Genomic DNA, 13,332 nt, shown 5'->3' with positions numbered 1-13,332 from the left:
CCACTGCCCGGCAAACGTGTTGACGCCGCTACCGCCTCGGCCGGGGGTTAACCCCACCCCCGATCCGGTAGTGGCCCGGATCCCGGCGCGGGCCCGTGCTCCGTACGGTCGAAGAGCCTCGTCGACGAGGGCCGCTTCCGCTCCGGGAGGGCCGGGCGCGGCACCTCGTAGCCGTCCCAGGGGGAGATCGTCATGGCCGCCCGCACCGTTTCCGTTCGCACGTTCGCCGCCGTCGGCGCCGTCGCCGTTCTCGTGGCGGGTCTCGGCGCCTGTGCCTCCGCCTCGGACGACAAGGACCCCGAGCACCGGTCCTTCGCCCTTCAGGGCCGCACCCTCACCGTCGACTCCGACGACTCCGCCCTGGAGATCGTCGCCTCGGACGACCACACGTCCGGGAAGGTCGAGGTCACCCGGTGGTTCTCCGGATCGGTCGCCGTCGGTTCGGATCCCGAAGTGACCTGGAAGATGGACGACGACCGGCTGGTGCTGCGCATGGACTGCTCCGGCGTGGTCGCCGACTGCGCGGCCAGGCACCGCATCGAGGTGCCGCGGGGCATCGCCGTCCAGGTGAAGGAAGGGGACGGCAGCGTACGGGCGCGGGGCTTCCGGGACGCGCTGAACATCCGTACCGGCGACGGGTCCGTGCACGTCACCGACTCCACCGGCCCTCTGGAGCTGCGCACCGGCGACGGATCCGTGCGCGCGGAGGTCTCTTCGCGCCGGGTGAACGCGCACACCGAAGACGGCTCGGTCCGTCTCGAACTCGGCACCGTTCCCGACCTGGTGGAGTCCCGCACCGGCGACGGTTCCGTGACGATCACGCTGCCCCGGGCCACGTACAAGGTGTCCACCGAAACCGGTGACGGCGGGGTCGACGTGTCGGTGCCGCGGGACGACGCCAGCAGCCATGTGGTGAGCGCCCGAACCGGTGACGGCAAAGTCACGGTCCGAACCGCGAACTGACCGGCCCGTGTGTTCGTCCCTTACGGGTGGGAGAATGAACCCGGGCAGGACGGACGACACGGGAGAGGGATGTGACGGCGACACCATCGCAGCCGTACTCGCCGATGGTGGCGCGCGCGCAGCGCCTGCCGCACCGCTCCCACCGCCGTCGCGCGCCCGGCGCGGGCCGTGATGTGCTCTTCCTCGTGGGCCTGCCGCTGCTCGCCGTGCTCGCGCTGCCCGCAGCGTTCGCCGGGGGCGGCACCCGGCGCTGGTTCGGCGGGCGGGCCGAGAGCCAGCGGGCGGAGGCGCAGGCCGCGAAGGACGACGCGGCGGCCGCCTTCTACGACCTGGACACCGCTCAACGGGACCTGCGGATCTCGATAGAGACGATCGCCGCCGTCGATGCCTCCCCCGCCGCCCGGCGCGCGGTCACCGACTTCGAGGCGCTCGGCCGGCGGATCGACGAGGTCAGCCACCAGTACATCGGCGCCGTCGACGCCCATGACCTGGACCGGGACGATCTGGAGGCGTCGGCCGCCTCCCGCGCCCGCGGCGAACTGACCGCCGCCAAGAACGAGCTGGGCCGCGTCAAGCAGGAACTGGACCGCTTCGCCGACGGCCTCGGCCCGCTGCTCGGCAAGGCCGAGACCCAGCTGGCCCGGCTGGCGCCCACCGTCGAACGCGCCCGGCAGGCCCTCCTCGCCGCCTCCAACGCCTTGGACGCCGCGCGGGAAGCCGGGCTGAGGGCGGACGACCTCGCCGCCCGGCTCGCCGCCCTCGGTCCGGAGCTGACCCGGCTGAACCAGGGCGCGGGACAGCACGGCGTGCCACAGACCCTCGAGCGGGCCGAACGGGTCACCCGAGCGGCCGAGTCGGTCCGCGCCGAGGCCGAGCGCCTGCCCGAGCACGCCGCCGAGATCGACCACCGGCTGGTCTCCCTGCGTACCCGCGCCCAGGCCCTGACCACCCGCACCGAACAGGTCGAACCGGTCCTGAGCGAGCTGCGGCGGCGCTTCACCGCGGCCTGCTGGCAGGACCTCCAGCAGGTGCCGGACCAGGCCACCGAATCGGTCCGGCAGGCCGAGCGGAAACTGACCGAGGCCCAGACCGCCCGCGACGAACAGCGCTGGCCCGACGCGACCGCCCTCCTGTCGACGGTGCGGGCGCTGCTGAATGGCACCGACGAGGCCGTCTCGGCCGCCGGAGACCGGCTGCGGCAGCTGAACGCCGTGCAGAAGGACCCCCAGCAGGAGATCGAGCGCACCCGTTTCGCCATCCGTGACGCCCAGCGGCTGGCCATGGCGGGCCGCAACACCCCCGACCCCCGTCACGCGCGCCCGCTGGACGACGCCGTGGCCCGGCTGGAACGGGCGATCACCACGCTGGAGGGCCGCCACCCCGACTACTGGCACTTCCTGACGGAGACCGAAGCGGTCCGGCAGACGGTGGCCGGCGTGGTCACCCGGATCCGGGAGGAGCGCGGGGCCGGCCACTGACCGCCGAGCGACTGACGGTGATCAGGCTCCGGACCGGACCGGGTTTTCGCCGTCGGGCCTGGCCGCTGGGCCGGGCCGGTTAACCTGTGCGCATGCCTCGCTACGAGTACCGCTGCCGGAGCTGCGGCGACACCTTCGAACTGAGCCGTCCCATGGCCGAGTCCTCCGCTCCCGCCGCCTGTCCGGCGGGCCACGACGACACGGTGAAGCTGCTGTCGACGGTCGCGGTCGGCGGGTCGGCCTCCGCGTCGGCCCCGGCACCCTCGTCGGGTGGCGGAGGCGGCTGCTGCGGCGGAGGCTGCTGCGGCTGACCCACCGGCCCGGGTGATGGCCCGCGCCGGTGCGACCGCGCCGGCGCTTCGGCCCCGCTCGGCTGCCTCCGGCCCCTTCCCCCCTCTCAGCTCCCCAGATAGCGCAGCACCGCCAGAACTCTGCGCGAATAGCCCTCACCCCCGGTCAGCTCCAGCTTGTCGAAGATCGCGTTGATGTGCTTCTCCACCGCGCTCTGGGAGATGTGCAGCCGCCGCGCGATCGCCGCGTTGGTGTGGCCCTGCGCCATCTCGGCCAGCACGTCCCGCTCCCGCGCGGTGAGCCGGGCGAGCAGGTCGGTGTGTGTCGTGCGGCCGAGCAGCTGGCGGACGACCTCCGGATCGAAGGCCGCGCGGCCGGCGGCCACCCGCTCCAGCGCGTCCAGGAACTCGTCGACCTGGACCACCCGGTCCTTGAGCAGATAACCCACTCCTTCCGTCTCACCGGTCAGCAACTCCGTCGCGTACCGCTTCTCGACGTACTGCGAGAGCACCAGCACCCCGACTTCCGGCCAGCGCTCGCGTATCTCCAGGGCCGCGCGCAGGCCCTCGTCCGTGTGCGTGGGCGGCATCCGGACATCGGCGACGACCACGTCCGGCGGGTCCTCGGCGACCGCCTTCAGCAGCAGCTCGGCATTGCCGACGGCCCCGAGCACCTCGTGCCCCTCCTCCGCCAGCAGCCGCACCAGCCCCTCCCGCAGCAGGGTCGAGTCCTCGGCGAGGATCACCCGCATGGCAGCTCCGCGGCCACGAGGGTGGGCCCGCCCGGCGGACTGACCACACTGAGGCTGCCGTCGAGAGCCGCGACTCGCCGGGCGAGCCCGAACAGTCCGCTGCCGGCGGCGTTCGCCCCACCGCAGCCGTCGTCCTGGACGCTCACGAACATCCGTTCCTCCTCCGCTCTGACCGCGACGCTTATCCGGGTCGGCGCCGCGTGTTTGACCGCGTTCGTGACCGCCTCGCAGACGACGAAGTACGCGACGGTCGCCACGGCCTGCTCGGGCTCCTCGGCCAGGTCGTACTCCACCCCCACCGGCACGGACGCCCGCTCGGCGACCGTCTCCAGTGCCGCGCGCAGCCCCGCCTCGTCCAGCGTGGTCGGATAGATCCGCCAGGCCACCTCACGGAGCTCGTCCAAGGCGCGGCGACTCTCGTCGTGTGCCTGGCCCAGCAGCCGGTCCCGACGATCGGCGTCCTGGCTGCGGCGGGCCCGGCCGAGCAGCATGCCCAGGGCGACGAGACGCTGCTGAACGCCGTCGTGCAGGTCCCGCTCGATGCGGCGTCGTTCGTCGTTCACCGCGTCGACGACGGCGGCGCGGCTGGCGGACAGCTCGGCGATCCGCCGCTCCAGCTCCTCCTGGTGGCGGGGGCCGAGGAAATGACGCGCCAGCTGCCCCTCCAGTCCGACCACACCGAATATTCCTTGCACGGCGAGGAACACGAGGAAGAAGCCACCGAGACTGCCGAGGACGAACGATCCGGGGTTGCGTATGCCGTCCAGCAGGATCCAGCCGTACAGCCCGAAGGTGCCGTACCCGAGGCCGATGGCGGCGGTCAGCATCACCACCCCACCCAGGACGCCCAGGGCCCAGTGGCAGGCCACGTACCGCAGCGCCCGCACGTCCTCGTACGCGGGCGTGACACGGAGGTCCAGCCACATCGCCAGCCGACTCCGCTCCAACTCCGCCAGTCTCCGCGCGCCCGCGAGGACCGGGCGCAGTACGGCACGCCGGCCGGCCGGCCAGGCCGCCACCGGCAGCAGGGCGGCGCCGGCGAGCAGGGCGAAGAGCAGCTCGACGGCGGCCGCGGCGGCCCCCATGATGAGGCCCACCCCGCACCGCACTACGCGTCGCGCCATGTCTCGCATGATCGCGAGGCTAGCCGGGCGCGGCAGCGGCGCACACTGCGGAAAACCGCAATTCCCGACTGCGGTGCACCGCAGTCGATCCTGCGGTCTTCCTCAGTCTCCCTTCAGCTGCGATTTTCTAGCGTGGTCGTCATGACAGCCATCGCAGCGCAGACGGCCGCGGACAGCGGTGCGGCACCGCAGTGGATCAACGACCTCATGGACGCGCTCGGCGCACCGGGCGCCGGCCTCGCCATCGCTCTGGAGAACCTCTTCCCTCCCCTGCCGAGCGAGGTGATCCTGCCGCTCGCCGGGTTCGCGGCGAGTTCCGGCCGGATGAACCTGATCGCCGTCCTGCTGTGGACGACGGCGGGTTCGGTGATCGGCGCGCTCGCGCTGTACGGGGTCGGCGCGCTGCTCGGCCGGGACCGGACGGTGGCGATAGCGGGGAAGCTGCCACTGGTGAAGGTGTCCGACATAGAGAAGACGGAGGCCTGGTTCCTGAAGCACGGGACCAAGGCGGTGTTCTTCGGCCGGATGATCCCGATCTTCCGCAGTCTGATCTCCGTACCGGCGGGTGTGGAGCGGATGCGGCTGCCCGTCTTCCTCGCTCTGACCACGCTGGGCAGCGCGATCTGGAACACCGTGTTCGTCCTCGCGGGCTACGCGCTGGGGGACAACTGGTCCGAGGTCTCGGGCATCGCCTCCACGTACTCGAAGGTGATCCTCGCGATCGCCGCCCTGGCGCTGCTGGTCTTCATCGGCATGCGTCTGATGCGGCCGGGGGCCGGCCACCGCAGGCGGGGCCGGGGCCGCGACCGCGACCGCGGACAGGACATACGGCCGTCGGCCGATGACGACGACCACCCCGGCACCCGGGGCGGGGCCGGTGCCGGGGTGGCGGACGGAGGGGTCAGCGAGCCGGGCTCACCGCACGCAGGAACTCCCGAAGGATCCGCTCACCGGCCAGGACACCGCGCTCGGGCAAGGCGCTGATCGCCGGAGCCGTCCAGTCGGAGTCGGCCAGCTCGCCGTGGCCGGGGCGCCATCCCCGGTCGGCGGCGAGCAGCAGGTCGGCGTCGAGGAGGGAGTCGCCGGCGGCGAGGGTGAGATCGGCGCCCGTGCGGCGGGCGACCTCGTACACGGCGGCGCTCTTGGTGAGCGGCTTGGGGACGGCGTAGATCTTGCGGCCCTGGAGGGACACGGTCCAGCCGCGGTTCTCGGCCCACACGGCGAGTTCTTTCACCCACTCCTCGGGCAGCAGTTCGCGCTCGACGACGAGGTAGGCGAAGAGGTCCTCGGCGACCCGGTGCTTGCGCACCCACAGCGGGTCGGCGGTGTTCATCAGGTGGTCGCGGACCTCGGCCAGCGAGGCGCACTCGTCGGCCAGCCGCGCGGTCACCCGCGCGTGCCAGTCGGGGTCGGAGACGCCGTCCACGAGCAGGTGACCGCCGTTGGCGCAGATCGCGTACTTCGCCGGAGGGCCGGGGAGGTTGATGCGCTGGTACTGCTTGCGGGTCCGGGTCGTGGTCGGCACGAAGACCGCCGTGTCACCGAGGTCGGTCAGCAGCCCGGCCGCCGTCTCGGTCATGTAGGAGAGGGGCTTGCTCTCGTAGACCTCGACGCACAGCAGCCGGGGTGCCCGCAGGTCGGGCATGGTCAGCCCGAGTGCGGCGGCCGAGTAGATGAGCGTGCGGTCGAGGTCGCTTGCGACGAGCACCGGCATCAGAGTGCCACCGCCTTGCCGTCGGCGCCGGTCGCGCCCCGCGTGTACTTGGGGTGGATCAGCCCGACACAGGTGTAGGGGAGGTCATCGACCTCCTCGACGGGTACGCCCCGCTGTTCGGCCAGCAGGCGTACATGGTCGAGGTCGGCTCCGGCGCCGGCCCGGGCCAGGACCTTCCACGGCACGCGGCGCAGCATCACGCGAGTGGTCTCGCCGACGCCGGGCTTGACGAGGTTCACGTCGTGGATGCCGTACTCCTCGCTGATGCGCTCGACGGCGGCCCAGCCCTCCCAGGTAGGGGTGCGGTCGGCGGAGAGCAGCTCCTTGGCCTGGGCGTCGACCGTGTCGGCGACGTCCGGGAAGCGGGCGGAGACGGCGTCGAGGAAGTCCGGTGACAGGTCGGCGCCGGCGAGTTCACGGTAGAACTTCGCGCCGTGGAAGTCGTGCGGGCCGACCAGGTCGGCGCGGAGCACGGTGCGGGATATCAGGCCGGAGACGGTGGAGTTGAGGCAGGCGGAAGGGATGAGGAAGTCGTCGCGGGTGCCGTAGGTGCGTACACAGGAACCGGGGTCGGCGAGCACGGCGATCTCCGGGTCGAAGCCGGTGACGCCGTCGGAGACCTCGAAGTCGCTCAGGGCGGCGGCGAGTTCGCGAGTGATGGCGCCCTTGCCGGTCCAGCCGTCGACGAAGACGACGTCGGCGGGGTCGTGACGGTCGGCCAGCCAGCGCAGCGCGTTGGCGTCGATGCCGCGGCCCCGGACGATCGACACGGCGTAGTGAGGGAGGTCGAGACCATGACGGAACTGCGCCCAGCGGCGCATGAGAACCCCGACGGGTGTGCCCGCGCGGGCGAGGGAGACCAGGACGGGGCGGGGCGACCGCTCGGCGAGCACGATCTCCGTGACGGCGCCGACCGCGCGGGCCAGCCGGGTCGCGGACGTCGCCAGCGCCGCGTGGAACAGCTCCTGGTACTGCTCGCTGGGCTGGTACTCCACGGGGAGCGACTCCGCGTAGTGCGCGCCGCCGCTCTGGATCGCCTCCTCGCGCTCCTCGGTGGGTGCCTCCAGCGTGACGTCCGAGAGGTCCTGGAGCAGCCAGCCGACCTCGTCGGGCGCGTACGAGGAGAAGTCGGGGCCGCGCAGGGGCTCGGGCAGCATGGAGGGCCTTTCGGAGACGTGCGGGGCTTGCGGGGCCTCTGGGACGTACGACGGGACGACCGCCAGCAGCACGTGCGGGACGTGGGCGGCGAGCCGGGCCAGCAGTCCGTCGGGCGCGTGCAGCGCGGACGTGTCGGCGGCCGAGTCGACGACGGCGACGACGGCGTCGAAGCCGGCGCCCGCGACGTTGTAGGCGTAGCGCTCGCCGGGGCCGTCGGCCGGGTCGTCGTGTGCGGGGAAGACCAGGCGGGTGCGTATCGCGTAGCCGGGGTCGTCGACCGCGAGGACGGGAGAGCGGGTGGTGGTGGAGTAGCGCACGTCGGCGTCGGTGGTCTGCTCCAGCGTGTGGGCCAGGCGCAGCGGGGCGTACATCAGTTCCTCGAAGCCGAGGACGAGCACGCGGCGGGCGCCGGTGGGCAGCGCTTCGGCGATCCGTTCGGCCATGCCGGGCAGGGCGCTCTCCAGCCGGTCGCGCTGGGCGGCCGTGAACCCGTGCCGTCCACCGTCGGGGACCCCGCCGGGCCAGCGCAGGTCGACGCGCCCGACGGATCCGGACGGGCGGGCCGGGCCGGGCTCGGCGGCAGAGCCGGACGGGCGGGCCGGGGCCGGCTCGGCGGTTCGCGTCTCGTACCGGGCGACGAGGTCCTGTCCCTTCTCCAGTACGCCCTCCGGCAGCCGGACCGTGCCCGAGGCGGCCGTCACCAGGTCCACGCGGGCGCCGATGTCGTGGGCGAATTCCTCCAGCCGGCCGGCGTCGGCGGGCGAGCGCATGTCGACGAGGGCCACCACGACGTACCGCTTGCGGGGATAGCGCTCGTGCAGAGCGCGGACGGTGTTGAGCACCGTGTTGCCGGTGGAGAACTCGTCGTCGACGAGGACCAGCGGCCCGTCGCCGGCCAGCAGCGCCGGGTCCTCGGGCAGCAGGAGGTGGGAGGTCGCGTGCGAGTGGGACTCCTCGAAGCCGCCCGCCCGGACGACGCCGGTGACCGGACGGCGGGTGGAGTGCAGGTACGGGGCGGGGCCGAGGCCGTCGGCGACCGAGTGGCCGAGGCCGGTGGCGGTCTCCGCGTAGCCGAGGACGACCGCGCGCGCGGCCGCTTCGGCGCCGAGCAGTTCGCGGACGCGCCTGCCGAGGGCGACGCCGTGGCCGTACACGACGGAGGGCGACTGCGGGACGTGCTTGCCGAGCACGTTCGAGACGAGCAGGTGCGCCCGCTTGGGGTTGCGGCGCAGGGCGAGCCCCAGCAGGCCGGTCAGCGTGTCGTCACCGGCGAGCTCGACGCCGAGCCGCTCGGCGACCCAGCTGCCGGACCAGACTCCGGCGCGCCCCTCGGCGCGCGCCCTCTCGGTCATGTACTCGTGCCTCCCGTTGTCCACCGCGGCGTGGGCCCTTGCGTCGGTCATGGATTCCTTGCGTTCAGTCGGACAGGGCGGTCAGTCGGACAGGCCGGCGGCGAGGAGTTCCACGAAGCCGATGTCCTCGTTCGCCACCCCGAAGACCTCCGCCCGCAGCAGCGTGCGCTCGGCCCAGGCGCGGTGGGGTTTCACCTCGTTCATCTTGTTCGTGTAGGCGGACCTCAGTACACCCCCGCCGCCGCGTTCCGGCCGCAGGATGTCCTGGGCGTCGCTGAACTCCTCGTGGCTGACCACGGACAGGGCGTGGACGGGGAGCACGTGCGAGGGATGGATGCAGGTCTTGCCCAGCAGGCCGTTGGCGCGGTCCAGGGAGATCTCCCGCAGCAGACCGTCCATGGCGTGTGCGATCAGCTTCTGACGCAGTTCGACCGCCTGCACCTCCAGGAAGGGGCTCTGCCGCAGCTGCGGTTTGAACATCCTCTCCTGGACGCGGAAGTACTCCCATACCGGCCCGGTCACCGTGAACCCGGTGCCGTCGGCCCGGGCGAGCATGTTCACCACGTCGGAGATCACGGAGGCGACGATCTGGACGTCGTACGCCGTCATGTCGGGGCCCCTGCGCAGCCCGTACGAGGAGCAGAAGTCGGTGACGCCGAGACGCAGGGCGAGCACGCGGTCGCGGTACTTGTCGACCGCGCGGAAGATGCCCTCCAGCGTCTGCACGCGGGACTCCCGGTACAGCAGGTCCGGCGACTCCAGTACAGGCATGGCGAAGAGCCTGTGGCCGGCGGCCGCCTCGGCAGCGGAGAGCGCCTCCAGGAAGGGCACGCCGCGTTCCTCGGTGAACTTCGGCAGCACGAATCCGGACAGCAGCCGCACGGCGGGACCGAGGCGCCGCACGAGGTCGGGTATCTGCTCGGGGGTGCGGACCCGGACGAAGAGCAGGGGGACGTCGGCGGCGGAACGGGCCGCCAGGTCCGTGAGCTGGGCGACGAGGTTCGCCTCGCCGACCGGCACGTCGGCGTCGTCGATCGAGTCCTCCAGGCACAGCACCATCGACACCACACCGCTCACGCCCTGCTTGAGGATGTCGTCGGCGAGCCTGGGGCGGGTGGCGGGGCTGTAGAGCGTGGCGCCCAGGGCCGCGGACAGCAGCCGGGCCGGAGAGTCCGCCGTGAAGGCGCAGGGCTCCTGGTGGAAGAGACGCTTCCGCACATCAGGGGCAATCTGTCCGAAATGATGCATTAAAACTCCCCCGCGGTGTCTGGGCGACCTGTGAAGTGTCCAAAGGTGGCCGGTAATAGTACGTACGTATCCATGTCGGAGGTTCCCACTGGGCATGAATTCCAGGTAACCCGGCCGTGTCGACGGCGGCGACCCGAGGTGAGCGGACACGGCCCGAGTACCCGCCCCCGCGTTGTCGTGACCAGGACCGAGAGGGCAGGATGACGGCATGACGCACGCGATGCTGAAGGGGTCGAACGTCCCGCTGCAAGCCACCACGGTACGCGCCGTGCTGCGCTGGACACCCGGGCAGGGGGTCCCCGACATCGACGCCTCCGCGCTGCTGTTGGGGCCCGACGACCGCGTGCGTTCCGACGAGGACTTCGTCTTCTACAACCAGCCCCGGCATCCCTCGGGTCAGGTCTGGCGGCTCGGCAAGAAGCGGGTCGACGAGGGCCTGACCGACACGATCCAGACAGATCTCTCCGGGGTCGAGCCGTCCGTGGGCCGCATCCTGCTGGTCGCCTCGGCGGACGGCGTCGCCTTCGACCGGGTCCGGTCGCTGCGCATCCTGCTGCACGACGCCACGGCCGCGGACGCGGAGCCGCTGGCGTACTTCGACGTCAAGCCGGAGACGGGCCAGGAGACGGCGCTGATCTGCGGCGAACTGTACCGGCGCGGGGAGGGCTGGAAGTTCCGGGCGCTGGGCGAGGGCTACTCGAACGGGCTCAAGGGCCTGGCGACCGACTTCGGCATCTCGGTGGACGAGTCGGAGGGGGCGGACGACCCCGTGTCGGCCCCCCGGCCGGAACCGGTCCCGCACACGCCCGCCCAGTCCACGCCCGCCCCGCCGGCGGTCGGCCCCGACGAGCCGACGACCGTGCAGCCCCTCCCGGAGGTCTCGCGGCCGCTGCCCCCGGAGCAGCCCGCCGGAGTGCCGGCACAGCCCGCGTACGGCTATCCGCAGCAGCCTCCGACGACACAGCCGGCGTACGGCTACCCGCAGCCGGCCGGGCGGCCCGGGTACGGATATCCGCAGGCGCCCGCCGCGGCGGGGGTCACCGGCGCGCAGCCCGGCTACGGCTACCCGCCACCGGTCACCGGGGCACCCGACCCGGACTTTCGGCTGCCGCCGCAGGGACCGCAGTTCGTCGGCCGGTAGCCGCCCGGGCGATCGCGGTACGGCCCTCAGCAGGGCAGGCGGAGCCTCAGCGCTCCGCCTTGCTCTTGTGCCCGCGGCCCCATTGCAGGCCCCACCCGTACAGCCGGTCCAGCTCGCCCTGGAAGCCGTACACGAACTTCACCTCGCGACGGACGAAGATCTCGCCCTTGATGTTCTCGATCATCACCACGGCGCAGGACCGGGCCTGCGGATGGCGCTCGTCGAGGCCTATCTCGATGCGGGGGCCGTTGCTCGGGTAGAGCGTGACGATGGCGTGCGTCCGGTCGAAGGCCGGGGTCTGGTCGTAGATGTAGGCGAAGAGCAGGAGCCGCTTTATGGCGTCCTTGTGGTCGAGATTGACGTAGATCGTCTCGCCGGAGGCCGAGCCGAAGCGGTCGTCGCCGCTGAGCTTGACGTACGGCGGGCCGTTGACGTCGCCGAGGAAGCCGCCCAGCGGCTGGACGACCCCGCGGGTGCCGTCCTGTAGCTCGTAGAGGCAGCCGAGGTCGAGGTCGACGTTGACCATGCTCTGGCTGTGGCCGACGACCTCGGGGGGCTTGAGCGCCTTGAAGGGGTGCCGCAGCAGGCTCTCGCGCTGTGAGCCCATGATGTCCGAGGTCCGCATCCGCCAGGAGAGGTTGATGCGCAGGTTGCCGGTCGCCGCGCCCTGTTTGGTCAGCGAGACCTGGCTGTGCCGTTTGGTCAGCTGGATGGAGTTGGTCGCCGCGCTGCCCGAGTCGAACTCGGACTCGCGACCGCGCCACAGACCGTCCAAAAAGCCCATTCCCGCCCCCACCTTCGCTCGAACCACCGACCGCGGACCGCCGACGGGGCGGCCCCGAGGAGTCGTCCTCGTCGGCCGCCCCGCACAGAGCGTTCCTCGTCCGGGCCGTGTTCACACCGCAGGAGCAGGCGCACCGGGAGCGAACCCGGCCCGGGAACAATGGGGTTTCACACCCCGGAGGAGACCTCCACCTTCTCCTTGCCGCCGTCTCCCCCGGCCTCGGCGAGCCGCTTGTTGCGGCGCACGGAGGACCAGAAGGAGGCGCCGATCAGGACCACGCCGATCATGCCGGTGATGAACTCGTTGATCTCGTACTGGATGGTCACCAGGAGGACGACGGCGAGGGCGCCGATGGCGTAGTGGGCGCCGTGCTCCAGGTAGACGTAGTCGTCGAGGGTGCCCTCGCGGACCAGGTAGACGGTCAGCGACCGGACGTACATGGCGCCGATGCCGAGGCCGAGGGCCATCAGGACGATGTCGTTGGTGATGGCGAAGGCACCGATGACGCCGTCGAAGGAGAAGGACGCGTCCAGGACCTCCAGGTAGAGGAACATGAAGAACGCGGCCTTGCCGGCCAGCTTGACGGCCGACTTGGGCTTGCCGGCGCGCTCGGCCTGCTCCTCGGCCTCGTGCTCCCGCTCCTCCTCCTCTTCGAGCTTGTCCTCGAAGAAGCCGGAGAGGCCACCGACGACCAGATAGGTGATCAGGCCCGCGATACCGGAGAGCAGGACCGTCTCCGCCTTGTCGGCGTGGGTGCCGCCGTGCTGGTGGGCGTGGGCGCCGAAGGTGATCGCGGAGACCAGCAGCACGATCAGGGCGATGCAGGCCGACAGCATGTCGACCTTGCCCAGCTTGGACAGCGGGCGCTCCAGCCAGCCCAGCCACTTGATGTCCCGGTCCTCGAAGATGAAGTCGAGGAAGATCATCAGGAGGAACATGCCACCGAAGGCGGCGATCGACGGATGGGCGTCCGTCACGAGCTCCTGATAGCGGTCCTTGTCGGTGAGGGCGAGGTCGACGGCCTCGATCGGCCCGAGCGACGCGCTGACCGCCACGATCACGACCGGGAAGACCAGGCGCATGCCGAAGACGGCGATCAGGATGCCGATGGTGAGGAAGATCTTCTGCCAGAAGGCATTCATCTTCTTCAGGATCCCGGCGTTGACCACCGCGTTGTCGAAGGACAGCGAGATCTCCAGGACGGACAGGATCGCCACGATGCCGAAAGCGGCCCACCCCCCGTAGAAGATCGCGGCCACCAGGCCGAGCGCGGTGACCGCGAACGACCACCCGAAGGTTTTCAGAACCACTGGCTACCCAATCGTGTG

12 protein-coding genes are annotated in these 13,332 nt (G+C 71.6%); 5 read left to right on the top strand and 7 right to left on the bottom strand.

Annotated elements, in window-relative coordinates:
• The first annotated feature begins 192 nt into the window (after positions 1-192).
• The 3 genes from RI578_RS27635 to RI578_RS27625 all read left to right on the top strand — a co-directional run bounded on the left by RI578_RS27635 (position 193) and on the right by RI578_RS27625 (position 2,752).
• A complete protein-coding gene (locus RI578_RS27635; RefSeq protein ID WP_310873595.1) occupies positions 193-963 on the top strand; it encodes a DUF4097 family beta strand repeat-containing protein in 771 nt (256 codons plus the stop codon).
• Positions 964-1,034: 71 nt separating this feature from the next.
• Positions 1,035-2,441, top strand: a complete 1,407-nt coding sequence (locus RI578_RS27630; protein ID WP_310873594.1) for a hypothetical protein — start codon at positions 1,035-1,037, stop codon at positions 2,439-2,441.
• Positions 2,442-2,533: 92 nt separating this feature from the next.
• Positions 2,534-2,752 (top strand): zinc ribbon domain-containing protein, encoded by a 219-nt coding sequence (locus tag RI578_RS27625; RefSeq protein ID WP_164410144.1) that lies wholly within the window; start codon positions 2,534-2,536, stop codon positions 2,750-2,752.
• A gap of 86 nt (positions 2,753-2,838) precedes the next feature.
• Here the strand turns inward: RI578_RS27625 and RI578_RS27620 are convergent, their stop codons facing one another.
• Both RI578_RS27620 and RI578_RS27615 read right to left on the bottom strand, forming a co-directional pair.
• The gene (locus RI578_RS27620; RefSeq protein WP_193776226.1) at positions 2,839-3,483 is read right to left on the bottom strand and encodes a response regulator transcription factor; all 645 of its coding nucleotides are present in this window, start codon (positions 3,481-3,483) and stop codon (positions 2,839-2,841) included.
• Entirely contained in the window at positions 3,474-4,616 is a 1,143-nt protein-coding gene (locus tag RI578_RS27615; RefSeq protein ID WP_310873593.1) for a sensor histidine kinase, read from the bottom strand. The genes RI578_RS27620 and RI578_RS27615 overlap by 10 nt, the downstream gene beginning before the upstream one ends.
• 132 nt (positions 4,617-4,748) lie before the next feature.
• On the opposite strand from RI578_RS27615, the gene RI578_RS27610 reads away from it, so the two are divergent.
• Positions 4,749-5,591: a DedA family protein gene (locus RI578_RS27610; protein ID WP_310873592.1), complete on the top strand. Its 843-nt coding sequence runs from the start codon at positions 4,749-4,751 to the stop codon at positions 5,589-5,591.
• On the opposite strand, the gene RI578_RS27605 is transcribed toward RI578_RS27610, so the two are convergent.
• From RI578_RS27605 to RI578_RS27595, 3 genes are all read right to left on the bottom strand, one after another.
• Positions 5,509-6,321, bottom strand: coding sequence for an HAD family hydrolase (locus RI578_RS27605; RefSeq protein WP_310873591.1), 813 nt, complete (start codon positions 6,319-6,321; stop codon positions 5,509-5,511). The two genes, RI578_RS27610 and RI578_RS27605, sit on opposite strands and share 83 nt — an antisense overlap.
• A complete protein-coding gene (locus RI578_RS27600; RefSeq protein WP_310875874.1) occupies positions 6,321-8,831 on the bottom strand; it encodes a phosphoribosyltransferase in 2,511 nt (836 codons plus the stop codon). The genes RI578_RS27605 and RI578_RS27600 overlap by 1 nt, the downstream gene beginning before the upstream one ends.
• Positions 8,832-8,912: 81 nt before the next feature.
• The gene (locus RI578_RS27595; protein ID WP_310873590.1) at positions 8,913-10,079 is read right to left on the bottom strand and encodes an HpcH/HpaI aldolase/citrate lyase family protein; all 1,167 of its coding nucleotides are present in this window, start codon (positions 10,077-10,079) and stop codon (positions 8,913-8,915) included.
• Positions 10,080-10,287: 208 nt separating this feature from the next.
• On the opposite strand from RI578_RS27595, the gene RI578_RS27590 reads away from it, so the two are divergent.
• Entirely contained in the window at positions 10,288-11,220 is a 933-nt protein-coding gene (locus tag RI578_RS27590; protein WP_310873589.1) for a TerD family protein, read from the top strand.
• Between the two features lie 46 nt (positions 11,221-11,266).
• Here the strand turns inward: RI578_RS27590 and RI578_RS27585 are convergent, their stop codons facing one another.
• Both RI578_RS27585 and RI578_RS27580 read right to left on the bottom strand, forming a co-directional pair.
• Entirely contained in the window at positions 11,267-12,004 is a 738-nt protein-coding gene (locus RI578_RS27585; protein ID WP_310873588.1) for a Tellurium resistance, read from the bottom strand.
• Positions 12,005-12,171: 167 nt separating this feature from the next.
• A complete protein-coding gene (locus RI578_RS27580; RefSeq protein WP_310873587.1) occupies positions 12,172-13,314 on the bottom strand; it encodes a DUF475 domain-containing protein in 1,143 nt (380 codons plus the stop codon).
• Positions 13,315-13,332 lie beyond the last annotated feature (18 nt).

This window comes from Streptomyces sp. BB1-1-1 (assembly GCF_031597775.1).
Classification (GTDB): Bacteria; Actinomycetota; Actinomycetes; order Streptomycetales; family Streptomycetaceae; genus Streptomyces; species Streptomyces thinghirensis.
The sequence above is the reverse complement of the archived record's forward strand: the minus strand, read 5'-3'. Positions and strand labels throughout refer to the sequence as shown.